Raw genomic sequence first — 23329 nt, 5'->3', positions numbered from 1 at the left:
GAAAGTCGGCCCATCGCTAACCGCATGGTAACCGGCCAAGGGCTAGGGGCTTCTCCTGAGCGTGCCGTCAGGGGCGCTAGCGAAAGGGCGATCGCGGCGAGAATTGAAATCCGGGAAAGCACATAAATCCTTTTGCGTTTGATTGTGCGCTGCGATATCCGTGTTAAACAGCCAAGTCCAACTAAGTGGCTTAGAAGGAGGCTATAATGAAAGTGAAGAATATCCTGCTGTCGCTGGCTGCTGCCGGTGCACTTGCTGCTCCCGTCGCTGCCCAGGCTGGTACGACGGCTTCGGCTTCGACCGGCAAGATCGCCAACCTCTCGGGTGTTGGTGAGCGTCAGTCGACCGCCGTCAAGGGCAAGCAGAAGGCTGAAGCCGGCGTGATCGTGCTCGGCGTCGTTGCTGCTGCTGCTGTCGGCTACGGCATCTACGAAGCTGTCGACGACGACAAGTCCGACGGCGCATAATCGACCTGGTTCGATTTACAGGGTCCCGCTTCCCGATAACGGAGGCGGGGCCTTTTTCTTTTTCGGGTTCCCGTTTAAGGCATGCAGCCCATCTGCGCTCCGGGCCTGTCCGGCGCGGCGCGATGTCGGCACGATTGATCTTCCCTGACGGGAAGGCATCTTCGTGCGGCTTCGGGAGCAGGTGCGGCAAAGTGGTGTTTTGTGCATTGGGCGGGGTGACTTATTCCAAACTCTAGGCTTGGTGCTGGCCTGCAGCTTGTGCGCCAGCCCGCGGGTCAGGCCGCGCTGCTGCTGATCGTCGCGCTGCTTGCAGGTGGTGGCGGCTCGCAAGCGGGCATCGCGAACCTGCTGGTACAGCTGGTTGCGCTGGCGTTGCTGGCGATCAACCTTCCGCACGTTCTTACCTTTTTTGCGGCCGCGCCGCGTGCTGCTGCCGCATTGATCGCGGCGAGCCTGCTGGTCCCGCTGTTGCAGAGCGTACCGCTGCCGCCGGCCTTGTGGCAGGCGCTGCCGGGGCGCGAACTGGTCTCTTCCTCGCTCGAGCTGGTCGACGCTCAGGGCGCCTGGATGCCGTTCTCGCTCAACGTGCGTCGCACGCTCGTCGCCTTCTTTGCGCTCATGCCAGCCTTCGCAATGCTCGTGCTCTTGTGGCAACTGCCCGAGCGCCATCTGCGCAAGGCGCTCGTCGGTGTCGCGTTGGCGGGCGGATTCGTCGTCCTGCTCGGTGCGCAGCAGCTCGCGCTGGGCAATCGCAAGCTGGTCTTCTTCGCGCAGGTCTACGGCTCGAGCGACCTGCAAGGTACGTTCGCCAACCACAATTCCGCCGGCCTGTTCCTCGATATCGCGCTTTGCGCGCTGGTCGGCGCGCTGCCGACGCGGCGCGGCAAGCCTGCCACCTACCTCGGTGCCGCCGTGCTCGGGGGGCTGCTGCTTGTCGGCGTGGTGCTGACGAAGTCGCGTTCGAGCATGGCGCTGTTGATCGTGCCGGCGGCGCTTTTCGTGCTGCAGGCGCTGCGCATCTGGGCCTCGGCCGGAATTTCGCGCCGCGGTATCATTGCTGCGCTGGGGGCGTCGGTGCTGGTGCTGGGCGGGCTGGGTGCGCTTGCGCTCACCAACGAACGTGTCGGGGCAAGCCTGTCGCGCTTCGACGACCTGCAGGACGCGCGTCTCGCGATCTGGACCGATGGTCTTGGCGCTGCCGGACGCTACTGGCCGCTGGGCGCAGGAGTGGGCGCGTTCGACGAGGTGTTCCAGGCCAGCGAGACGCTCGAGACGCTCTCGCCGGGCCGGGCCGGTCGTGCGCACAACGATTACCTCGAAGCGGTAATTGAGTCCGGTGTGGTCGGAATTGCCCTCGTGCTTGGCTGGCTGGCCTTGCTGGGACTGGTTTGTTTCAAGGGTTTGCGCATGGGTGGACCGGCTCTGGCGTGGGTCGGGACGTTTGCGCTCCTCGCGCTGCAATCCATTTTGGACTATCCCCTGCGCAACCAGACGCTACTATGCTTCGCCGGTCTGATGCTGGCGCTGGCGCTGCGCACCTTGTCCGGAAATTCGGCACAGGGGGCAAAGACCCGGCTGGAAATGGGGGCTAAACCGGAATGACAGAACCTTCTCGTGGCGCTTGAGCGTTCGCGCCGGTGCGCTTGACCGGAATTGACTTCTAAGGGCATCGACCGGGCTTGGCCCCATGTCCGAGTGACATTGCCGCCTGACGGCAAAATGAGTGAGCGGAACGAAACTTGAAAAACGAGACTCTCGGATTGGACGCTCTTGAGGGGGCAGGTACGGCCCAGGATGCGCGAGTGGACTTCGCCTATTACCTGAGGACCGTCCTCGGTATCGTGCGTCGCAATGCTCTGCTGTTCGCCGTTGTCGTGGCCGTCGCGGTGGTGCTGGGCGTCGTGGTGACGCTGCTCATGACCCCGCGCTACGAGGCGCAGACCCGCGTCCTGATCGAGGATCAGGCCGATCAGATCATCGAAGGCAGCGACCTGCAGCAGGTCGGGGCGGGCTGGGATACCGAGCGCTTCCTGCAGACCCAGCTGGGTATCCTGCAGAGCCGCTCGGTTGCCCGCAAGGTCGTGCAGAGCGGCCGGTTCGACAAGGATCCGGCCTTCTTCGAGGCAATGGGTTCGGCCATGCCCGAGCAGACCGAGGGCGCCAAGATCGACGATGTGCGCCGTGAGGCCGCCATGGCCCTGCTGATGCGTTCGATGAGCGTGGAGCTCCCGCGCGACAGCCGTATCGCGACGATCACCGTCGAGACCCGCGATCCGCAGCTGACCGCGCGCATCGCCAACCTGTTTGCCGACCGCTTCGTCGAGTACAATCTCGAGCGCAAGTACGAAAGCTCGGCCTATGCCCGCAAGTTCCTTGCCGACCAGCTCGACGAGGCACGCCGCAACGTTACCCAGTCCGAAAAGGAGCTGAATCAGTTCGCGCGCGTCGCGGGCCTGATCCGCATGGGTAACGAATCGCGCTCGCAAAGCTCGGAATCGACCCTTTCCGTCACCAACGATACGCTGGTCCAGCTCAACAGTGCCGCGGCCCGCGCGACCGCCGAGCGCATCGCCGCGCAGGATCGCTGGGAGACCTTCCGCAATCAGCCTGCGCTCTCGATCCCCGAGGTCAATTCGAACTCGGCGATCATGGATCTGACCACCGAGAAGTCGAAGGCCGAGGGGCAACTTGCAGAGCTGCTCGCGACGCACCGCGACGATTACCCCACGGTCCGCTCCAAGCGTGCCGAGATCGCCGAACTCGACAAGCGCATCGAGCGCATCGCAACCGCTCTGAAGAACTCGGCGCGCCTCGATTTCCAGGCCGCACAGAAGAAGGAGCAGTCGCTCGTCGGGCGTGTCGACAATCTGCGCGAGGATGCTCTCGAGGAGCAGGATCGCGGCGTTCAGTTCTCGGTGCTCAAGCGCGTCGCGGACACCAATCGCGCGCTCTACGAATCGCTGCTGTCCCGCTACAATCAGCTTAGCGCCAGCGCCGGTTCGGCTTCGAACAACGTGACCATCGTCGATCGCGCCGATGTGCCGCGTGCACCCAGTTCGCCGAACCTGCTGCTCAATCTCGTGCTCGCCTTCCTCGGTGGCATCGTTGCCGCGGCAATGGCCATTGCTGCCCGCGAGATCCTCGACGATGCGGTCCGCTCGCCCGAGGACGTCGAGCGCAAGCTTGGCCTTACCCTCCTGGGCCTGATCCCGCGGGTGAAGGGCGCCGATGTCGGGCAGGAGCTGGACGATGGCCGTTCGGGCGTGAGCGAGGCCTATCGCTCGCTCGTCACCAACCTGCGCTACTCGACGGCCCGCGGCCTGCCCAATGTCCTAGCCGTGACCAGCTCACGCCAGGGCGAGGGCAAGACCACGACGTCCTATGTCCTTGCCAGCGAGATCGCGCGGCTGGGCAAGCGCGTGCTGCTGGTCGACGCCGACTTGCGTCGCCCGACGCTGCACCGCGAGCTCAACGGTCGGGGCAAGTCCGGCCTGACCGACGTGCTGACCGGCGAGGCAGCGCTCGAGCAGGCGATCGTGCGTTCCGATGCGATCCCGACCCTCGACAACCTCACCGCCCTGCCGCTGCCGCCCGATCCGGCGCTGATCCTGGGCAGCGACAGGCTGACCGAGTTCGTGCAGTCGGTGCGCTCGCAGTACGACGTGGTCGTGCTCGACTGCCCGCCGCTGCTCGGCCTCGCCGATGCACCCTTGCTGACCAAGCACGCCGACGCGGTTCTCTTCGTGATCGACGGCTCCAGCTTCCATCGCGGCGCGGTGAAGTCGGCGCTGCGCCGACTGGCGCTGGTCAACGCCAAGGTTCTGGGCGTGGTGCTCAACCGCTTCAGCCCCAAGACCGGCGACCAGGACTACAGCTACTATTCCTACAGTTATTACAGCTATGGCAAGGACGACTGAGCGCCGCCGTTCGCGCGGTCCTGTTGAACAACCGGCGGTTGCGCTGGTGCGGCCCGGCGTTGCGGCGCGCGTGGCCTGGGGGCTTTGCGCTCTCGCCGCCGCCGTGGTCGCCGTCGGGGTCCAGCTCGACCGGCAGGCGCGTGAGGACCTGTCCGTCGCACGCAGCGTGCCTGCGCCTTTCGCCGGGTACGCGCTCGAGACCCTCGCGCGCGATGCCTATCGCTCCGGAGACAATGCGCGCGGCCTTGCGCTCTCCGAACGGCTGGTCGCGCAGCGCCCGGTTCCGGCGGAAAGTCTCGGCCTGTTGTCCAACGGCTACCTTGCTACTGGAAACGAGGGCAAGGCGCTCTCGGCGCTGCTGCTTTCGGCCGAGCGTGGCTGGCGCGACCGCTTTACCCAGCACCTGATGATCTCTGCCGGACTGCAGGCCGGCGACTATGAGGTTGCCGCGCAGCGCCTGATCGCCTTGTGGCGCGAAGGCGATCGCGGCGAGGCGACCACGGGGCTTTCGCGCGCAGTGCTATCGCAGCCCGAGGGGCTGGCTGCCTTCGAAAGCCAGATCGGCGGCGACGAGCAGTACTGGGCGACCGATTTCCTGTTCTGGGCCGGTGACAACCTGCCCGGCGCAACCATCGCGTCGCTCGCGGGTGCGCTGGCCGATGGAGGCGCGAAGGTCGGGTGTTCCTCGCTTTCGCCCAAGACCATGCAGATGGTGCGCTATGGCAAGCCCGATGGGGCCATCGGCATTTGGTCGGCGCTTTGCGCGGCGGGCGAGACGACCATGGCAGCGGACTTCGGCTTCCACGAGGTCGTCGGGCTCGACGGGCCGTTCGACTGGCGCTTCCCCGCGCAGGCCGGGCTTGAGACCTGGGTGGAGCCGGCAGCCCGGGGCGCGGCGGGTCAGGCGGTCCTCAACTACGACAACTCCGAGCCGATCCGAAAGACCATCGCCACACGCGGCGCTGCGCTCGCGGCGGGCCGCCACGTGGTCGTGACGAACATCGATCGCGACGATCCGCGGGCCTCGCGGCCGATCGTGCTGCACGTGCGCTGCTACGCGCCCGACGGCTCCTACGCCGCGGTCCAGCAGGTCGATCTGGCACGCGAAGGACAGGTCGAATTCAGCTTGCCCGAACAGAACTGCGCAACCCAGCAGGTGGCGCTGATCGCGCCGCGCGGTGGGGGCAGGATCGTTCGCTTCGCGATCAAGTAAAGGCGGCGCGGGCGGATCTGTCCGGCGCTACAAAGATGCCTGACGCACGACGAACGAATGTCTGACGAATACTATCGCGAAGCGTGCCTGGCCTTGTTCCTGTTTGTGCATTGATGCACTGCACAACATTGTCTAGGTCTCGCTTCGCAGCGCACTGGCAGAGCCTGGATACTGCCTGCATACTTTCACTTTCAAGGATACGGACAGACCATTGCAGCGCATGAGGATCGGCCTTCTCAACCACGCGTTCGGGAGGCCCAATCTCGGGGTCGATGCCCTGAGCCGTTCCAATATCGCGATCCTGCGCTCGGCGGCCCAGCGCGCCGGGGTGGAGCCCGAATTCGTGCTGTTCGGAAAGCCGGGCGGCGATGCGCCGACCGATCCCGACGTCAGTCAGGGCGAGTTCCTGCGCCTGCGCCAGCTCGCTACCGGCAAGGCCGGGCCGTACCGCCGTGCAATCGGTGCCTGCGACCTTGTCGTCGACATCTGTGCCGGTGATGGTTTTGCCGATATCTACGGGCCCTCGCTGTTCCTGATCCACAACATCGGCAAGTGGGCGGCGATCCGCGCCGGGCGACCGCTGGTCTTCGCGCCGCAGACGATCGGCCCCTTCGAGAAGCGCTGGAGCCGGGCGATTGCGCGGCGCATCTTCAACCGCGCCACGCTCACCTTCGCGCGCGACGGTCTCTCGACCGCGACGCTGCACGAGATGAAGGTCACCAGCCCCTTCGAGGAAGTGATCGACGTCGCTTTCCGGCTACCCTTCGCCGAGCCTGCGCCGCGCGCCGCCGATGCGCCGGTGCGGGTGGGTATCAACGTCTCCGGCCTGCTTTACCGCCACGGTGATCGCTTCAAGCTGACCGTCGACTATCCCGCGCTCACCCGGCGCATGATCGAGGCGGTTTCGGCCATGCCGGGACACGAGGTCTGGCTGGTGCCGCACGTGATCCACGACGACGACTGCGACGAGGACGACTTCGCGGTGACCGAGGAAGTTGCCGCGGCATACCCCGGGATCAAGGTCGCACCGCGGTTCCGCAATTCGGAGGAGGCCAAGAGCTTCCTCGCCGGACTGGATTTCTTCAGCGGTGGGCGCATGCACGCGTGCATCGGAGCGATTTCCTCGGGCGTGCCGGTCGCGCCGATCGCCTATAGCCGCAAGTTCAACGGCCTTTTCGGTACGCTCGAATATGATCATCTGGTCGACGGCCGGGCGCTCGATACCGATCAGGCCCTCGCCGAGTTCCTGCGCCTGCTGGCGATGCGCGAGGAACTGGCGCCCAAGTGCCAGTCGGCGCTCGCCATCGCCAGGGGACGCCTTGCGCGCTACGAAGAAGCGATGAGCGCGCTGATGGCCGATGTCGTTGCCCGGCGGACTTCCTGAGGCCAGGCGCGGGCGCGGTCCTGACCGCAGGGGAGCGGCAAGATGAGCAGGTTTGATCTGTCCCGGCTGCGATCGCATCCGATGTTTGCCGGGCTGACGATCATTTTCGGGCAGGGCTTTGGTCAGGCGATTTCCTTCGCGCGCAATGTCCTGCTCGCGCGGCTGCTCGTGCCGGAGCAGTTCGGCATCGCCGTCACCTTCATCACGGTCGGCACCTTCTTCCAGATGGCCGCCGACCTCGCCTTTGACAAATATCTGATCCGTAACGCGGAAAAGGATCCCGCGCAGGTGCGCGATGCGATCCACTTCCTCAATATCCTGCGCGGCGTCCTGACCGCGCTTGCGGTTCTCGCGATAAGCCCACTCGTCGCGCGCATGTTCGGCGCGCCGGACTACTGGCCGGTCTACGGGTTGCTGGCGCTGGCGCCGCTGTTCAAGGGTTTCGAACACCTCGACTACAAGCTTGCCCAACGCGACATCCGCATGGTGCCCGAGATGCTGTGTCTGGTCGGCTCGCAGGCTTTCGGCTTCGTCGTGACGATCGGGCTGGCATGGCTCATGGAAAGCCCCGTTGCGATCGTGATCGGGCTCAATGCCCAGTATTTCGTCTTTACCGTCATCAGCCATCTGCTCGCCGATACGCGCTACGCCGCACACTATGATGGTGCGATGAGCCGGCGCGTGCTGGCCTTCGGTCTACCCCTGGTGGGCAGCGGCTGGCTTTCGTTCGTGGGCATGCAGGGCGACCGGATCGTGGTCGGTTCGCTGATGGGCGTGCGCGAACTTGGCGCCTATGCGACTGTCACCCTGATCCTGACCTCGGTGAATGCCTTGCTGATGGCGGGCATCGGCAGTGTCGCTTTCCCGATCCTTGCCAGAGCGCAGGGCGACAGCGCCCTGTTTGCCGACAAGCTGCACCGCTATGCGGCCGTTGCCTTTGCCCTGGTATGTGCGGTCTTCGTGCCGCTCAGCGTATGCGTGACCTTTGCGTCGCGGCTCCTGTTCGGTGCGCAGTACCACGTCGATCCGCAAGTGGCCTGCCAGGTCGGTATCGCGGTATCGCTGGCATTCTACCGAGCCTATCTCGCCACCGCACTGCTCGCCATGGGGCGCAGCCGGGCGATCCTCATGGCCAATACCCTGCGCGCGAGCGGTGTCCTCGCCGGTGCGCTTGCCGTTGCTGCGGGGCGCGGGCTGGTCACGTTCACCGCGCTTATGGTGCTGGCCGAAGTGGTTTCGTGTCTGGTTTCGCTCAGGCTGGTGACAGGTGCCCTGTCCCATGGCAGGGGCGTGCATGTACGTTATCTCGCCTTGTGCGGGGGGATGCTGGCAGTAGCCTATGTCGCTGCGACCAGGCTTCCCGTCACGGGTCCGTTTTCAATCGCGATCGCTGCCTGCCTGGCGCTGGCCGGTCTTGCGATCCTCTATGCCATCGAGCCGCTGTGTCGCGCGATGGTCCACAATGCCATGAGTTCAGCAAGAGGGAATCAGCGTGCCGACATCACCTGAGCGCAGCCTCGCCTATGTGGCCTGCATCAATAACGATACCATCCTCGAGCAGTGCCTGCTGCGCTCCGAGTGCGTTGCCCCCGGTTCGCTGATCGAGAAGCGTGGCTACGATTCCGCCTCGCGTGCCTTCAACGAGGAACTCGTCGGCGGGACCGCGGACGTGTACATCTTCGTGCATCAGGACGTCTATTTCCCCAAGGGCTGGGAACAGCGGCTCCACGCGATCATCGACCAGATCGAGGCGACCGATCCCGACTGGGCGGTGATCGGCCTGACCGGCAAGGCGCGCGACGGATCGCAGGTCGGCAACGTGTGGTCATCGGGCCAGCAGAAGGTGATCGGGCGCGGTGGTTTCGCACCTGCGCCGGCAACTTCGGTCGACGAGCTGACGATCATCGTGCGCACCGCCTCGGGCGTGACGTTCGACGACAATTTCGACGGCTTCCACATGTATGGCACCGATATCGTGCTCACCGCGCGCGCGGCGGGAAAGACCAGCTACATCGTCGATGCGCCGGTGATCCACAATTCGCAGCCCTTGCGCACCTATATGGGCAGTTACCTCGAGGCCTACCTGTTCATGCGCCGCAAGTGGTGGGACGTATTGCCGGTGGAATCCTCGTGCTCGACGATCTCCAAGACCATGCTCGGCCATATCAAGCTGATCGTGATGCTGTGGATCGAGCGCAAGATCAGGCCGTTGCAACTGCCTCCCTACCGCGATGCGCAGGTGATCGCGCGGCAGATCGGGCTGGAGAGCTGAGACTGTCCGGCCGAGCGCACCGCGCCCCATCTTCCCCCTTTGCTGACAAGAGCGTGCCATGACCTTGCGACCCGGCCCTTCCTTTCTCGCCCTCGCGCTGACCATGCTGGCCGGTTGCGGCCTGCCGGGCGATGCGCAGGCCGCGAAGCGGTGTACGCGGCTGATCGATACGATCCCGAAGGCCCAGCGCGGGGAACTCGCCAGTGCGATGACCCAGCGCGGCGAAGGCCTGCCAGCCGATGTGAACCCCTACATGAACTGGCGCGAGCGCGGCCGCGTAGCCCAGGGCAATGACGGGGCCGGGTTCGGCGCCTTCGTGCCCTGGGGGCAGGTCTTCGCCGCCGAGGGACAGGACGATGCTGCACCTGCCACTATCGCCATTCGCCGCATGGAGGCCTACATCCTGAGCCGCTCGAACGGCCGCTGGCACAAGGTCAGTGCCTCGAACACCGTCGAGGGCGCCTTGTTCAAACCCAATTTCGAGGGCAACTCGATCATTCAGGCCAGGGTTGCGCCCGGCGCCGAGTATACCGCGGTCGAGGTACACCCCAAGCTCCCCTTCCATTTCTGGCCCAAGTCCGGGCGGGTGGCCATTGCGGGCGCCGACGTGGGCGGTGTCCTGGTCTCCTACCAGGTCCGTGTGCTCGATCCGGGTCCTTCGGCGACGCGCTACGTCTTCTCGGCCGGGGGGGATTACTGGAAGACCAAGAGCGGCCAGTGGGACAATTACAAGACCAATGGCGATGCGGGCATCGGCCGTTTCATCTACGCGACTTCGCAGTGGCGCACCGCGTTCATGACTACCTCGTCCGAGGCCGACCTCGCGCGCTGTCTGGGCTAGGCACTGCTTGTCCTCCCTGCGTGCCCCGCTGAAATAGAAGAACCTGGAATCCCGATGCCCAACCTGCTTTCGCTCAACAGCTATCACTATCCCAGGGGCGGCTCCGACGTGGTCTACCTCGAGCATGCCGGCATGTTCGAGGCCGCAGGTTGGAACAATACTTTCTTCTCGATGAAGCACCCGCGCAACCTGCCGTGCAAGGACGAGCGCCACTTCACCGAGACCGTCGACTGGGAGTTCGCCTCGGGCGCGCTCGACAAGGCACGTTCGGCGCTGGCATCGGTCTACAACCGCGAAGCCCGAAGCAAGCTGCGCGCATTGATCGCCGAGCGCAAACCCGACATCGCTCACGCGCACTGCATCTACCATCACCTGACCCCGGCGGTGTTCCCGGTACTGGCCGAAGCAGGCGTGCCGATCGTGCTCACCGCGCACGACCTCAAACTGGCCTGCCCGGCCTACAAGATGATGAACGCAGACGGCATCTGCGAGCGGTGCCGGACGGGCGGGCGCTGGAACGTGGTCACCAACCGCTGCATCAAGAATTCGCTAGCGGCAAGCGCGGTGGTCGGCGTCGAGGCTTATGTCCACGCCCTGCTGGGTAGCTATCGCAAGCACCTCACGCGCGTTGTCGCGCCTAGCCGGTTCTATCGAGACAAGCTGATCGAATGGGGCTGGGAGGCGGAGCGCATCGCCTATATCCCGAACTTCGTACCGCCCGCGGACGACCGTTTCACGGGCGGTTACGAGGGCAATATTCTCTATTTTGGCCGCCTTTCCGAAGAGAAGGGACTGGCCACTCTGGTGCGGGCTGCCGCGGCCTCGGGCGTGCCGGTGGACCTCGTCGGCACCGGTCCCCAGCGCGAGGAACTCGAAGTGCTCATCGCCGAGCTGAATGCTCCGGTACGCCTGCTCGGACGGCTCGACGGCGATGCCTTGTGGACCTGCGTGGGGCAGGCGCGGGCCGTGGTCCTGCCTTCGGAGTGGTACGAGAACGCCCCCATGTCGGCGCTCGAGGCCATGCAGCTTGCGCGCCCGGTGATCGGGGCGGACATCGGCGGCATTCCCGAGCTGCTCAACGAAAGCGGGGCAGGGACGAGCTTCCCTTCGGGCGATGTCGCTGCTCTGGCCGGCGAACTGGCGCGGTTCCAGACCATGTCTGCAAGCGACCTCTCGGCGCTCGGCCAAGTGGGGTCGCAGCATGTACGGCGCGAATTCTCGCGCGAGCGCTACGTCGAGCGGATGCAGGCGCTCTACAGCGACTGCATGGCCTGAGGGGGCGAAAATGACAGCTACCGCGATCCACGAACCGGGCGAAGGGCAGGCTGGCGCGAACGTCGATATCGCCCTCGCGACCTACAATGGCATGCCCTATCTCGAGGAGCTGCTCGCCTCGCTTGAAGCGCAGAGCGCGCCGGGCCTGAGGGTGGTGGCGTCGGACGACGGTTCGCGCGATGCAACGCTGGCATGTCTGGAGCGCCAGCGCGCGGGCCTGCCGATCGTCCTCGCCGGAGGAGAGCCACGCGGCAATATCCTGCGCAACTTCGAGAACGCGCTCAAGGCGACGAGCGCCCCCTACGTGGCGCTGTGCGATCAGGATGACGTGTGGGACCACGAGAAGGTCGCCTTGCTGCTCGAACGCGTCAGGCAAGCCGAAGCACGGCTCGGTCCTGGTGTGCCGGTGCTGGCGTTCTGCGATCTCGAGGTCGTCGACCGCGACCTTGGCACCATCTCGCCCTCGCTTTTCGGCGCGACGCGCAAGACCGGCTCGGCGCGGCGCTTTCGCGACTATGTGCTCAACAACCATGTGCCCGGCTGCGCGATGCTGATGAACCGTGCCCTGCTCGAAAAGGCGCTGCCGTACCCCGCGCTCGATATCCACGATCACTGGCTGATCCAGATCGCGGCGCTGTTCGGCGCGATAGAGTTCGTCGACCGACCGCTGATAAAGTATCGCCAGCACGGGGCGAACAACATCGGGCTCGGATCGGCGGGGCGCACGCCCCTGCAGCGTGCGATCGCCACGGTGACGGTAATGCCACGCCAGCTTGCCGCACGTGCGAGTCTGTGGCGCAAGCAGGCCGCCTCGATCCGCCGCAACATGGCCGCGCTGCGCGATCGCTTTGGAGATACCATTCCCGATGCGGGCGATCGCGAGACGATCCGTGCGGTCCTGGCAGGTGATCGGCAGGGGATGCAGGCCTGTCTGGGGGAGGCTCTGACCGGCGAGCGCGCTGTGGATTACTACGGGGTGCTCTGGACGCTGGCCCGCGCCGCGCGCAAGTCGGGCCGTTGAAACAGGTGGATTCGGGGCAGCCTTCGCAGTTGCGGGCCTTGCGCTAATCCTGCACTGAGGACGCGATGCACAAGACAGCAAATTCCCGCGGGCTGAACTGGCGGCTCGACTGGATCGTCATCCTCAACTCGCTGTTGATGCTGGTCTACCACGCCACGGGTGCGGAAGTGATCGGCCTTGCCGGCAATGCGTTCTCGGGTGTCGTCGTGATCGCCCTGGGGTTCATCGTCGTGGGCAGCGTGCCAGTGCTCACGCGCTATGGCTGGTTGCTGGGCCTTCTCGGGGTGGGGCTGGTTGGAACGCTGACGCTCAACCGCGGGCATGTCGACCCGGTCGACCTGCTCAAGTACGTCTCGCTCTTCGCGTTCTATTTCGCTGCGCTGACATCGAAGCAGTTGGCCCGCTGTTCGCGCTATTCGGCTGCCGCGCTGGTGCTGTTGCCACTGATCCTGTGGCCGGTGGGCAGCAGGGTGTGGGGCGGTGGTGCGCTGGGCGGCACATCGTTTTCCTATTTCCAGACCTACAACGCGGCGGTGCTCTATTTCACCGCAGTGCTGTTCTACCTCTATCCCCTGTTCGGACGCATCGTCCTGCCGATGCAGCTCGCGATCGCGATCGTCTTCGGCAAGATCGGCGCGATTCTCGCCAGCGCGGCGGCATTCACAGCGTGGAACCTCAAGATCAACCGCACCTCGATCGCACTGCTTGTCGCCGGCAGCATCGTTGCCGCGGTTGCGGTCATGCTCGGACTGCTCGATCGCGTGTTCACCGTGGTCGGGCCTTTCGCCTCGGACCTTTACTACGTCGGACCCGAGCGCATCAGCCGCATGTCCTATGCCGAGATCGTGCGGATGGCCGGGACGACCGACATCTCGGGCTATTTCCGTATCAAGCACTGGATGGAGATCTGGCAGGAATACACCAGCGGTGGCTTCGCGCAGATCCTGTTCGGCTTCGGGCCCGGACAATCCAAGGTGATCACCTTGCAGCGGCTGGTGCCGCATAACGACTATCTGCGCATCCTGGCCGAGTTCGGGCTCGTCAACTTCATCTGTTTCCTGAGCCTGATCTTCATCGCGCTCAAGCGCCTGCCCAATTCCTATTTGCGTTCGCTGTTTACGGTCTACGCTGTCTATTCGCTGTCCGAGAACATCATCGACAACTTCACCTCGGTGGCGCTGCTGTTCGGTGCGGCCGGCCTCTTCGGCCGCAAGGGCGTGCCGCAAGCTCGCGTGGTCGAGCAGGTGCGCAGCCCGGCCGATCTCGAGGTCTTGCACGAACTGCGTCCAGGTGCGGATCAGGCAGGGTAGACGCGCGCATGAGGTGCGCCTCGCCTGCTGGCTGGTCTAGTCCTCCGTCGCTCCCCAGGTATTGCCGGAAAGCTTGAAGGTGCTGGTTCCCGCGCTGGCCGCGCTGGGGCCACTGAGGTGATTGCCGCTGGCACGGATGACTGCGCCGGTGCGGTTGCCGGTCAGGGCGTCGTAAGGGCTCAACGTGCCGCTGCAGCCCTGCACGTTGACGATGGTCGAGGCACCGGCGGCGCTGCCGACGTAGACCAGCGAGCCGTTCTCCACGCGCGCACCGGTGATCGTGTACGTTCCGCCCGCAGCGCTGTCTACGTGCAGCACTGCGTTCACTGCCGAACCCGGGACGTTGATGCGCACCCAGGGGGCTATGACCTGATTGCAGTTGCTGAAGACGCGCAGCGAGACTTCCCACTGGCCGCCCTCGATTGTCGTGCACGAGATCGCGCCGTTCGATACCGCGCCGCGCACGCGCGCACCGCGGATCAGCTGCCAGCCCATGAAGCCGCAGAAGATGGTACTCGAACCCGATGCGCTGACGAGTTCGTCGTCCAGCGAGACATTGCCCGAGACCGACCCTGAATAGGCCGCGCCGAAGGATCCCTCGATGCAACGGATCGGAATGCACGAGATAGCCGGATTGCTGCTCGTCCCTCCGGCAGCCAGCCAGGTGGCGTAGTGGCCATTGGTGGCATCGGACCAGTACTTGAAGGCGATCTTGTTGCGCTGGCTGCGGTTGTTCTCGCAGCGGCGTGCGGCATCCGCCGAGTTGCCGATACGGATCGTGTTGTAGAGCGTCGATTTGTCGATAATCTCGTTGTCGGCGATCGTGTTCTCGTAGACTGCTGCGGTATCGCCCAGATTCGTGCCCGAGCCATCGTCGAGCGGGAAGATCGCGAGCAGGGTAGGGCGGTAGACGCTCTGCGCGGGGTCGATGCCGATGTCAGCAGCTTCCAGGCCGGTGATGCGATTGGCATCGAGGCGACACTTGCGGGTCGGGCCGCGAACGCCGTAGATCGCGACGCATTCGTCGCTGGTGTAGTGCTCGAAATCGCAGTCGCGCACGCTCACGTTCTGCGTGATGTTGAGCGGATCGGTGCCATCGCCCGAGTGGTTGCGGATCCAGATGCAGCCACCGCCGCCGGGAGCGACGCGGGTGGCCCCGTAGGCACCGGTCCACTGGCGGAACTGGCAGCGCCGTACGCTTGCCCCGTGGACCGCTGCGTAGAAGTCGAGCAGCGCATCGACCGCGACCGGCTTGCCTTCGTTATCGAGGTTGCGGTTTGCGGTGAACACGAGCTGGTCCAGCCGGGCATGGCGGACATTGGCCAGACCCAGAAGCGACTGGCGCGTGCCCGGCGTGGTCACGATCTCGAAACCGCGATAGGAGCAGGTGTCGGCGCTGGCCGGGTCGTAGGACATCGACCAGTGCTCGTTGACAATGCAGAACTGCGAGAGCGGGAAGACCCCCATGGCACAGTTCGAGGTGTCGATCGCACTGCGACCGGGAACCCCGCGCAGGCGATTGACCCGTACCGGGCGCGACAGGGTGACCGTGTAGGGCGGAAGCAGGACTTCGCTTCCGCTCACAAGCGCGCGTGCATGGGCCGCCTCGATCGCGTCTGCGGCATCCTCGCCGGGGCCGACCCCGGCAACAGGCACGCCGACCCGTCGGTCGAGGATGGACTGCAGTGGCATTCCCGCTGCCGTGCCGACGAGCGCGGCGCCGTCGCCTTCCTTGCTCGAGGCGAGACGACGCGCGTGTTGTACGCCAAGGGCGCGGGCAATGAAGTCGATGGCCATGCTGGCTCCTGTGTTGGCAAGGCAGCGACGAGTGCGCGCGAGTGGCACGCGCGGGTCTGCCCGCTGGCGGGCCAAGGGCCCGGGCATGAAAGGGGAGGCGAGGCGGCTATTGCCCTTAGTAGGTTCGGTAGGGCGCTACTGGGCCAGACGGTAGTCGAGCGTGCCGCTGGTGAGCTCGATCTGGAGGTAGAGCTGTGCCCCGGCTTCACTCTCTTCCCAGACCGGCTCGCACACGTTGCCGGTAAAGGTGCCCCAGGGTTCGCCACCGAGCGTCAGGCCATGGGTCGTGGCCCCGCCGTCGGTTGAGCGAAGCAGGGTGATCTCACCTTGCCAGGTGCCTTCGAGCAGCAGCATCACCGCGCGCCCGGCGGCCGGCGAAAACGGGCCGACCAGTTCCGAAGTCGCGCTTGCGCCCGAGAGCGGGGCAGGGGGCGAAGGCGCGGTTGGCAGCGTGCCGTCCTGAACGACCACCGGCAGCGGGCGGTCGGCAGCGACGATGGCAAAACTGCCGTCCTGATTGTCGGCATAGCCGATCGCGGTGGCCACGGCGTAGCCACCGGGCAGCTTGATCAAGGTATCGGGCATCGGGTTTTCCTTGCTGGAAAGAGACCCGAATCCAGATACGCACGGCATTGCGTGTAGGAAAATTGCTTCTCGTTAACCGGTCGCGGCCAGCCCCGCGGCGGGGGTAGGCGACCTCCGGGATCAGCCAGCCTGCAGGCTGCGCTCGAGCAATTCGCGATACTGGCCGAGAATCTTGGGCCAGGTAAACTCTTCGGACCAACGCTGCGTGGCTGCAGCGCGCATTGCCGAGAGCATTGAATCCGAGGCGAGCAGGGCCTCGATCTGTGCCTCGCAGCCGTTCTCGTCGGGGAAATAGAGCCCCGCTTCTCCGGCGACCCAGCGATTGAACGGATTGTCGTGGGCAATGACCGCGTTGCCTGCGCCCAGCGCCTCGACCAGCGAAGGGTTGGTCCCGCCGACCTGATGGCCATGGACATAGGCCCGGCCATAGAGGCGCAGCGCGCTCAGTGTCGACTTGTCGTAGATCGCGCCGGGGAACAGCACTTCCTCGCTGGCCGCGTTGAGAACCTTTGCCTGGTAGGGATGGTCCTGGTTGTAGTTCCCGAGCACGACGAGCTTGGCATCGCGCTTCTTGCGTGAGAAGGCACGCACGATCTCGAGCATCGAGTTCTCGGGTTCGGGGCGGGCAATCACGGTGAAGAAGCGATCGCGCTCGAGACCGAAGGGGGCGAGCCGGGCCTCTTCGGCGCAATCGACCCGGTCGCTGCCATAAGGGATCATCGTAATCTTCTCGGGATCGGCATGCCCGGCATGGTGGCGTGCGATCTCGGGATGGTCGGCGATCAGGCGATTGCCCGAGGCGGCAGCAAAACGCTCGTTGATCAGCAGATAGAGCTTGAGCGGCCAGGGATACTTGGCGCGCCGCCACTCGATCCCGTCCATGTTGATCAGGTTGAGCTTGCCGCGCAGGCGCACGTAGGCCGCGAGGAAACCGGTGTTGTATCCCAGTGTCAGCAGGACCGCCTTGTGCTTGACGGCGTCGAGCGTGGACTTGATGTCGAATTCGACGGTCGAGGCCGCACCGTCACCGCGAACCGGGACGTGGATCCTGCGGCACCCTTCCCAGGTGTCCTCGTAGCGCTCGCCCGTCTCGCTGCCCTGGCAGTAGACGGTAACCTTCCAGCCGCTCTGCGCCATCCACGGAGCCAGACGTTCCGCAAAACTTTCGAACCCGCCATGAGCAGCCGGTACACCCCTGATACCGAGGATTATGAGATGCTTTTCTGGCAGTTCCACGGTCTGACGGTCTGACTTCTTGGTTCGTGTTGGATATGACGCGGCGGCCGATGCTCCCTCAACGTCGGCCGCCTTTGTCGCTTAGCGTGTAATTGCCGCGCGTTCCAGCAGCGGCTGCCACCAGTCCTCGCGTGCGAGGAACCAGTCGAGCGTTTCGGCAAAGCCCTGCGGGAAGTCGCGGGCCGGGGCATAGCCCAGTTCGTCGCGCGCCTTGGTCTCGTCGATCGCGTAGCGACGGTCGTGGCCCTTGCGGTCGGTGACGAAGGTCTTGAGCTCCTCGCTCTTGCGGCCCTGGGCGGCCGGGGCGTTGGGAAAACGCTCGGCAAGGCTCGGATCGGCGGCGAAGGCATTGTCGACCGCGCGGCAGATTTCCTCGATCACGGTGAGGTTGGGCAGTTCCTGCCCGCCACCGATGTTGTAGGTCTCGCCGGGGCGGCCCTTGTCGAGGCAGGCGGCGATGCCGCGGCAGTGATCCTCGACGTGGAGCCAGTCGCGCACGTTCATGCCGTCGCCGTAGATCGGCAGCGGCTTGCCGTTGAGCGCATTGAGCGTGAACAGCGGGATCAGCTTCTCGGGAAACTGGAACGGCCCGTAGTTGTTCGAGCAGTTGCTGGTCGTGGTCTCGAGGCCGAAGGTGTGATGATAGGCGCGAACGAGGTGGTCGCTGCCTGCCTTCGAGGCCGAATAGGGCGAGTTGGGCGCATAGGCCGTGGTCTCGCTGAAGGCCGGGTCGTTGGGGCCGAGCGAACCGTAGACCTCGTCGGTCGAGACGTGGTGGAAACGGTGCGGCTTGCCGGTGCCCTGATCGAGCCAGGCCTTCTTTGCGGCCTTGAGCAGGCTGTGCGTGCCGATCACGTTGGTGGTGACGAAGGCGTCGGGCCCGGTGATCGAGCGGTCGACGTGGCTTTCGGCGGCAAAGTGCACGATCGTGTCGATCGCATTCTCGTCGATGATCTTCGAGACCAGATCGGTGTCGCAGATATCGCCTTCGACGAGCTGGACGTCGTCAAGCCCGTCGAGGTTGTGCTTGTTGCCGGCATAGGTCAGCAGGTCGAGGACGATGATCTTGTCCTGCGGCTGGACCTTGTTCCAGTAGTGGACGAAGTTCGCGCCGATGAAGCCCGCGCCGCCGGTTACAATCAGATTAGCCATTGGTTTTAATCTCTGCGATCATCGTGCGAAGGTTGGTGCGCCAGTGCGGCGTGGGGCCGCCCAGTAGCTCGAACGTCGAAGTCTTGTCGAGGACCGAGAAGTGCGGACGCTTCGCAGGTGTGGGGAAGTCGGATGTATTGATCGGAAGTACAGGAACGGCCTTGTCGAGCAGGCCGGCCGCGAGCGCCTCTTCCTGGATGGCGACAGCGAAGTCATACCAGCTGCAGGCGCCGGCATCGGTATAATGATGCAGGCCCGATGCGCCGTTTTTCGCCATGGTCCATAGCGCGCTGGCGAGGCCCGGGGCATAGGTCGGGCTGCCGATCTGATCGGCGACGACGCGAACCTCGGGCCGCTCGCTCATGAGGCGCAGCATGGTGCGCACGAAGTTGCCGCCTGCCGGGGCATAGACCCAGGCAGTACGCACGATCAGCGCATCGGCGCCGGCGGCCTGTTCTCCGGCCAGCTTGGTGCGCCCGTAGGCGCCCAGAGGCGCAGTCGGCGCATCCGGGGCGTAAGGCACGCCCGACAGACCGTCGAACACGAAGTCGGTCGAGACGTGGACCAGTTTCGCGCCGGTTTCGCTCGCTGCCTTGGCGAGGTGGCCGACGGCGGTGGCGTTGACCGCCAGCGCTGCCGCTTCCTCGCTCTCGGCCTTGTCGACTGCGGTATAGGCCGCAGCATTGAAGATCACGTCGGGCGCGGCGTTGCGGGCTGCATCGAGCACGGCCCCGGCATCGGTGATGTCGAGCGTGGTGATGTCGTGGCTGGTGACCTCGGCATCGCGCGGAGCGCAGGCCGACAGGCCGCGTCCGAGCTGGCCATTGGCACCGACGATCAGTGCCTTCATGCGATCGGTTCCACGTCGCGCAGCGCCTTGCCGACCTTGTCCTTGGCCGAGAGCTGCGGCTCGATACCCTCGAGCGGCCACTCGATGCCGACTTCGGGATCGTTCCACATCAGCGAATGCTCGTTGGCGGGATCGTAGAATCCCGAGCACTTGTAGAGGAAGTCGGTGCCGTCCTCGAGGCTGACGAAGCCGTGGGCGAAGCCGGGCGGGACCCAGAACATGCGCTTGTTTTCGCCCGTCAGCTCGACACCGGCCCACTTGCCGTAAGTCGGAGAGCCGGCACGCAGATCGACCGCCACGTCCCAGGCCCGGCCCGAGACCACGCGCACCAGCTTGCCCTGACCGTTGGGCTGCTGGTAGTGCAGGCCGCGCAGAACACCGCGCGCCGAGCGGCTGTGATTGTCCTGGTCGAACGTGATGTCGAGCCCGTGCTCGGCAAAGGTTCGCTTGTTCCAGCTTTCCATGAAAAAGCCGCGTTCATCGCCAAAGACCTTGGGCTCGATGATCACGAGCCCCTCGATCTCGGTAGGTATTACATTCACGCGTTCACCCCCGCGGCAAGGCTGCGCTCGCCGGTTTCGAGAAGGTTGAGCAGGTAAGCGCCATAGCCGCTCTTGACAAGCGGAGCGGCGATTTCCTCGAGGCGGGCGCTGTCGATATAGCCCTTGCGCCAGGCGATTTCCTCGGGGCAGGCGATCTTCAGGCCCTGGCGGTCCTCGATGATGCGCACGTAGTTGCCCGCATCGAGCAGGTTGCCGTGCGTGCCGGTGTCGAGCCAGGCATAGCCGCGGCCCATGATCTCGACCGAAAGGTCGCCGCGTTCGAGGTAGATGCGGTTGAGATCGGTGATCTCGAGTTCGCCGCGCGGGCTGGGCTTGAGCCCGGCAGCCATCTCGACCACGTCGCCGTCGTAGAAGTAGAGGCCGGTCACCGCGAAGTTGGACTTGGGCTTCTCCGGCTTTTCCTCGATCGTCTCGGCCTTGCCGTCGGCGTCGAACGAGACCACGCCGTATGCCTTGGGATCGTTGACGTAGTAGCCGAACACCGTGGCGCCGGACTGGCGTGCGTCAGCGCTGTCGAGCAGTTCGGGCAAGCCGTGACCGTAGAAGATGTTGTCGCCCAGGATCAGGGCGGAGGGATCGTTGCCGACGAAGTCCGCGCCGATGTGGTAGGCTTGGGCGAGGCCGGCCGGTTCAGGCTGGATCGCATATTGCAGCGAAACGCCGAAGTCCGAGCCGTCACCCAGGACAGCCTGGAAGGCAGCCTGGTCGTGCGGCGTCGTGATGATCAGGATATCGCGGATGCCGGCAAGCATGAGGACCGACAGCGGATAGTAGATCATCGGCTTGTCGTAGACCGGCATCAGCTGCTTGGATACGCCGCGCGTGAGCGGATAGAGGCGCGTTCCGGACCCTCCGGCGAGAATGATACCTTTTCTCAACTGGAACCCCTTTTTGTGAATTCGACGATTGTTGCCTGATGGTATTGATGGAACGCACGATGGCGTTCCCGCGGTTCGACCCGTCGGGTCCATGTGGATCGGGCCCGTCTCGGGCCGTCGGGATCGATGCTCTGAAGCCCCCGCTCTGTCACTAAAAACTCAGTGCTCACCCTTAGCCTCATCGGGAAATTCATGCTGCAATGCAATAGGCATGGCGGGCTTTTTGTCTACAATGCAGATGGTGCCCAAGTGTTGCGACACTGTTCCATTCTGGTCCTGCGATGATGTCATGCAAAGCTTGCGTACGCGCTCGAACAAGGCACCGCTGCCGGGCGGGCACTTCGTGCTTCGCTGCAAATTTCCCCTGCTGATCTCATTCTTTTGCGTGCCGCCGGTTCTGTGTCTGCAGCATTTGCAGCGCTTCACTGCGGACCCTGCGCTTGGCATGGCAAGGCTAGGTCATGGCACGATCTTGCGCCAGTCCGTTCCCTGTGCGTGACCAGTGCCGCTTCGCGCTGCGTCGGACGGCCAATTAGTCAGAAATAACCAAGGCTTGGCGCGGGCGCGAGGACCCGCTTCAGATGCTGCTGAAATGGCGTACGATCGCCGTATCGAGCGGTTCTACGAAGCGTGCGAGGTAGCGGCTCGCGCCAGCGGGTGTCGCGCCGGTATGGGTCGCGGTTGCATGGAACGGGCCAACGGCGCCGATCCAAAGGGTCAGCGGACCGTTCAGCATATCGCGCGAGGCACTGGGTGCGGCATCGGCCTCGAAACTGCAGCTTTCGCCGTCGAGTTCGCAAATACGTACGCTGGTCGAGGCCGGGCCTCCAGTACAGTCGCCGTAGAGAACTTTCTGCATGGCGTCATTGACGGCCGAGGCCGCTCCCTTCGAATTGCACGGATAAGCCCGAGGGCTCGTGGGGCAACGTAGTCGATCGCAAGCGGTTCCCGTGCCGCGTTCGGCGGGGGCGCGCCTGCGATGTGACGCCATTCTAGAGCAGGGGTATGACAGATTGGTGAGCATGTGACCCGTCGTGGCTACGCAGTAGGCCGGAGCGATCGGCGCGCCAGCGCGGCCACGAGGGCAAAGGGTCGCGGGGTCAGGCCGTCTGGTCGATTTGCAGGCTCTCGCGCGTGTCGGGGGTCGCCTCTTCGCCGAACAGCGCGCGCACGAATTCCTCGCGCCAGTAGACGACATCGGTATCGCGCACCGAATCATACAGTGCCTCGTGGCGGCGGCGGCGTTCCTCTAGCGGCATCGCGAGCGCCAGCTTGATCGTCTCGCTGACGTGCTCGATCGAATGCGGGTTGACCTGTAGCGCGTCCTTGAGCTGGAGCGCGGAGCCCGCGAACTGCGACAGGATCAGCACGCCCGGATCCTCGGGGTCCTGCGCGGCGATATATTCCTTGGCGACGAGGTTCATCCCGTCACGAAGGGGCGTGACCAGCCCGACCTCGGCGGCACGGTAGAAACCGGCGAGCTGGCGGCGCGGATAGCCACGGTTGACGTAGCGGATCGGCACGAAGGCGACATCGGCATAGGCGCCGTTGATATGGCCCGTCTTGCGTTCGAGGTCCTCGCGGATCTGCTGGTAGCTGGCCACGTCGCCGCGCGAAGGCGGAGCGATCTGCAGCAGCACGACTTGCGATGCCTGCTCGGGATTGTCGGCAAGGAAACGCCCGAAGCTTTCGAAGCGTTCGCCCAGCCCCTTGGAATAGTCGAGCCGGTCGACGCCGATCAGCATCTTGCGTCCACGCACGCTCGCCTTGAGCTTGTCGTGCGCTTCCTTGGCCTCGTCGCTGTTCGCGCCCTCGGTGAATTCCTTGAAGTCGATGCCGATAGGGAACGCCTTGCACAGGATCTTGCGGCCCTGGTACTCGACATGGCCGTCCTCGCCGATGGGCAGGCCCATTTCCTTCTCGAGGTAGTGCAGGAAGCTGTTGAGCCATTCCTCGGTCTGAAAGCCGATGACGTTGTAGGCCAGCATTGATTCCACCAGTCGCTCGTGAAACGGCAGCGAGACCAGGAGGCGCGTTGGCGGCCAGGGCGTGTGCAGGAACAGACCCATGCGGTTCTTGACACCCTTGGCGCGCAGCAGCGAGCCAAGCGGAAGCAGGTGGTAGTCGTGGACCCAGACCAGATCGTCGGGTTCGATCAGTGGGCGGACGGAATCGGCGAAGCGCGCGTTAACGCGTTCGTAGCCTTCGCCGAAGTTGCGGTCGTACTCGGTCAGGTCAATGCGGTAGTGGAACAAGGGCCACAAGGTCCGGTTGGCGTAGCCATTGTAGTATTCCTCGATGTCCTGCGGTTCGAGGTCGATCGTTGCCGTCGTCACGCCCTGATTGCGCTGCATGTCGAGGTGGCCGGTGAACTCCTCGACCTCCTGCCCCGACCAGCCGAACCAGATGCCGCGATGCTCGCGCAGGGCAGAGTTGAGCGCGACCGCGAGTCCCCCCTGGGCTCCGGCGGCGCCGGCGGCCTTGGGTACCGAAACCCGGTTGGATATCACGATCAAGCGGCTCATCTCATTTCCCCTGTTGCGTCTTCGGCTGTCTCGCATAGGCCCA

General features: G+C 64.8%; 20 protein-coding genes. 11 read left to right on the top strand and 9 right to left on the bottom strand.

The genetic code is table 11. From position 1 onward, the window contains the following. Nucleotides 1–206 precede the first annotated feature (206 nt). The 11 genes from I5E68_RS15410 (at nucleotide 207) to I5E68_RS15360 (ending at nucleotide 13700) form a co-directional block, all read left to right on the top strand. Nucleotides 207–467 (top strand): hypothetical protein, encoded by a 261-nt coding sequence (locus I5E68_RS15410; RefSeq protein WP_197165550.1) that lies wholly within the window; start codon nucleotides 207–209, stop codon nucleotides 465–467. 258 nt (nucleotides 468–725) lie between these two features. After that, complete coding sequence (locus I5E68_RS15405; RefSeq protein WP_197165548.1) at nucleotides 726–2069, top strand: O-antigen ligase family protein; 1344 nt, start codon at nucleotides 726–728, stop codon at nucleotides 2067–2069. A 200-nt stretch (nucleotides 2070–2269) separates the two neighbouring features. Continuing rightward, a complete protein-coding gene (locus I5E68_RS15400) occupies nucleotides 2270–4384 on the top strand; it encodes a GumC family protein (protein ID WP_197165546.1) in 2115 nt (704 codons plus the stop codon). Continuing rightward, entirely contained in the window at nucleotides 4368–5597 is a 1230-nt protein-coding gene (locus I5E68_RS15395) for a hypothetical protein (RefSeq protein WP_197165544.1), read from the top strand. The genes I5E68_RS15400 and I5E68_RS15395 overlap by 17 nt, the downstream gene beginning before the upstream one ends. 220 nt (nucleotides 5598–5817) lie before the next feature. Beyond that, a complete protein-coding gene (locus tag I5E68_RS15390; RefSeq protein ID WP_197165542.1) occupies nucleotides 5818–6981 on the top strand; it encodes a polysaccharide pyruvyl transferase family protein in 1164 nt (387 codons plus the stop codon). A 42-nt stretch (nucleotides 6982–7023) separates the two neighbouring features. After that, nucleotides 7024–8490: an oligosaccharide flippase family protein gene (locus tag I5E68_RS15385; RefSeq protein WP_197165540.1), complete on the top strand. Its 1467-nt coding sequence runs from the start codon at nucleotides 7024–7026 to the stop codon at nucleotides 8488–8490. Further along, on the top strand, nucleotides 8474–9253 hold the full coding sequence (locus I5E68_RS15380; RefSeq protein WP_197165538.1) for a glycosyltransferase: 780 nt from the start codon (nucleotides 8474–8476) through the stop codon (nucleotides 9251–9253). The genes I5E68_RS15385 and I5E68_RS15380 overlap by 17 nt, the downstream gene beginning before the upstream one ends. Nucleotides 9254–9311: 58 nt before the next feature. Then, entirely contained in the window at nucleotides 9312–10094 is a 783-nt protein-coding gene (locus I5E68_RS15375; RefSeq protein WP_197165537.1) for a hypothetical protein, read from the top strand. A 54-nt stretch (nucleotides 10095–10148) separates the two neighbouring features. Then, entirely contained in the window at nucleotides 10149–11369 is a 1221-nt protein-coding gene (locus tag I5E68_RS15370) for a glycosyltransferase family 4 protein (protein ID WP_197165536.1), read from the top strand. Nucleotides 11370–11379: 10 nt separating this feature from the next. Then, nucleotides 11380–12390 carry a glycosyltransferase family 2 protein gene (locus I5E68_RS15365; RefSeq protein ID WP_197165535.1) on the top strand — a complete coding sequence of 337 codons (1011 nt, stop codon included), beginning with the start codon at nucleotides 11380–11382 and terminating at the stop codon, nucleotides 12388–12390. A gap of 65 nt (nucleotides 12391–12455) precedes the next feature. After that, nucleotides 12456–13700 carry an O-antigen ligase family protein gene (locus tag I5E68_RS15360; RefSeq protein ID WP_197165534.1) on the top strand — a complete coding sequence of 415 codons (1245 nt, stop codon included), beginning with the start codon at nucleotides 12456–12458 and terminating at the stop codon, nucleotides 13698–13700. 36 nt (nucleotides 13701–13736) lie between these two features. Here the strand turns inward: I5E68_RS15360 and I5E68_RS15355 are convergent, their stop codons facing one another. The 9 genes from I5E68_RS15355 to otsA form a co-directional block, all read right to left on the bottom strand. Continuing rightward, nucleotides 13737–15497 (bottom strand): hypothetical protein, encoded by a 1761-nt coding sequence (locus tag I5E68_RS15355; protein WP_197165533.1) that lies wholly within the window; start codon nucleotides 15495–15497, stop codon nucleotides 13737–13739. 135 nt (nucleotides 15498–15632) lie between these two features. Further along, entirely contained in the window at nucleotides 15633–16082 is a 450-nt protein-coding gene (locus tag I5E68_RS15350) for a hypothetical protein (protein ID WP_197165532.1), read from the bottom strand. Between the two features lie 120 nt (nucleotides 16083–16202). Then, a complete protein-coding gene (locus tag I5E68_RS15345) occupies nucleotides 16203–17318 on the bottom strand; it encodes a DUF1972 domain-containing protein (protein WP_323982187.1) in 1116 nt (371 codons plus the stop codon). 81 nt (nucleotides 17319–17399) lie between these two features. Beyond that, nucleotides 17400–18470 (bottom strand): dTDP-glucose 4,6-dehydratase, encoded by a 1071-nt coding sequence (gene rfbB, locus I5E68_RS15340; protein WP_197165530.1) that lies wholly within the window; start codon nucleotides 18468–18470, stop codon nucleotides 17400–17402. Next, nucleotides 18463–19320 (bottom strand): dTDP-4-dehydrorhamnose reductase, encoded by an 858-nt coding sequence (rfbD, locus tag I5E68_RS15335; RefSeq protein WP_197165528.1) that lies wholly within the window; start codon nucleotides 19318–19320, stop codon nucleotides 18463–18465. The genes rfbB and rfbD overlap by 8 nt, the downstream gene beginning before the upstream one ends. Further along, a complete protein-coding gene (gene rfbC / locus I5E68_RS15330; RefSeq protein ID WP_197165526.1) occupies nucleotides 19317–19862 on the bottom strand; it encodes a dTDP-4-dehydrorhamnose 3,5-epimerase in 546 nt (181 codons plus the stop codon). The genes rfbD and rfbC overlap by 4 nt, the downstream gene beginning before the upstream one ends. Continuing rightward, nucleotides 19859–20761 carry a glucose-1-phosphate thymidylyltransferase RfbA gene (gene rfbA / locus I5E68_RS15325; RefSeq protein ID WP_228727223.1) on the bottom strand — a complete coding sequence of 301 codons (903 nt, stop codon included), beginning with the start codon at nucleotides 20759–20761 and terminating at the stop codon, nucleotides 19859–19861. The genes rfbC and rfbA overlap by 4 nt, the downstream gene beginning before the upstream one ends. A 577-nt stretch (nucleotides 20762–21338) precedes the next feature. Beyond that, nucleotides 21339–21620 (bottom strand): hypothetical protein, encoded by a 282-nt coding sequence (locus I5E68_RS15320; RefSeq protein ID WP_197165523.1) that lies wholly within the window; start codon nucleotides 21618–21620, stop codon nucleotides 21339–21341. Between the two features lie 241 nt (nucleotides 21621–21861). Continuing rightward, nucleotides 21862–23286, bottom strand: a complete 1425-nt coding sequence (gene otsA / locus I5E68_RS15315) for an alpha,alpha-trehalose-phosphate synthase (UDP-forming) (RefSeq protein WP_197165522.1) — start codon at nucleotides 23284–23286, stop codon at nucleotides 21862–21864. Nucleotides 23287–23329 lie beyond the last annotated feature (43 nt).

This window comes from Novosphingobium aureum, from assembly GCF_015865035.1.
GTDB classification, from domain to species: Bacteria; Pseudomonadota; Alphaproteobacteria; order Sphingomonadales; family Sphingomonadaceae; genus Novosphingobium; species Novosphingobium aureum.
This window is presented reverse-complemented; position numbering and strand designations above follow the sequence as displayed.

Bases quoted from the DNA above. Each gene is read 5' to 3' on its own strand.
- I5E68_RS15410 (WP_197165550.1), top strand. From the start codon at position 207: ATGAAAGTGAAGAATATCCTGCTGTCGCTGGCTGCTGCCGGTGCACTT.
- I5E68_RS15395 (WP_197165544.1), top strand. From the start codon at position 4,368: ATGGCAAGGACGACTGAGCGCCGCCGTTCGCGCGGTCCTGTTGAACAA.
- I5E68_RS15390 (WP_197165542.1), top strand. From the start codon at position 5,818: ATGAGGATCGGCCTTCTCAACCACGCGTTCGGGAGGCCCAATCTCGGG.
- I5E68_RS15385 (WP_197165540.1), top strand. From the start codon at position 7,024: ATGAGCAGGTTTGATCTGTCCCGGCTGCGATCGCATCCGATGTTTGCC.
- I5E68_RS15375 (WP_197165537.1), top strand. From the start codon at position 9,312: ATGACCTTGCGACCCGGCCCTTCCTTTCTCGCCCTCGCGCTGACCATG.
- I5E68_RS15370 (WP_197165536.1), top strand. From the start codon at position 10,149: ATGCCCAACCTGCTTTCGCTCAACAGCTATCACTATCCCAGGGGCGGC.
- I5E68_RS15365 (WP_197165535.1), top strand. From the start codon at position 11,380: ATGACAGCTACCGCGATCCACGAACCGGGCGAAGGGCAGGCTGGCGCG.
- I5E68_RS15360 (WP_197165534.1), top strand. From the start codon at position 12,456: ATGCACAAGACAGCAAATTCCCGCGGGCTGAACTGGCGGCTCGACTGG.
- I5E68_RS15355 (WP_197165533.1), bottom strand. From the start codon at position 15,497: ATGGCCATCGACTTCATTGCCCGCGCCCTTGGCGTACAACACGCGCGT.
- I5E68_RS15350 (WP_197165532.1), bottom strand. From the start codon at position 16,082: ATGCCCGATACCTTGATCAAGCTGCCCGGTGGCTACGCCGTGGCCACC.
- rfbB (WP_197165530.1), bottom strand. From the start codon at position 18,470: ATGGCTAATCTGATTGTAACCGGCGGCGCGGGCTTCATCGGCGCGAAC.
- rfbD (WP_197165528.1), bottom strand. From the start codon at position 19,320: ATGAAGGCACTGATCGTCGGTGCCAATGGCCAGCTCGGACGCGGCCTG.
- I5E68_RS15320 (WP_197165523.1), bottom strand. From the start codon at position 21,620: ATGCAGAAAGTTCTCTACGGCGACTGTACTGGAGGCCCGGCCTCGACC.
- otsA (WP_197165522.1), bottom strand. From the start codon at position 23,286: ATGAGCCGCTTGATCGTGATATCCAACCGGGTTTCGGTACCCAAGGCC.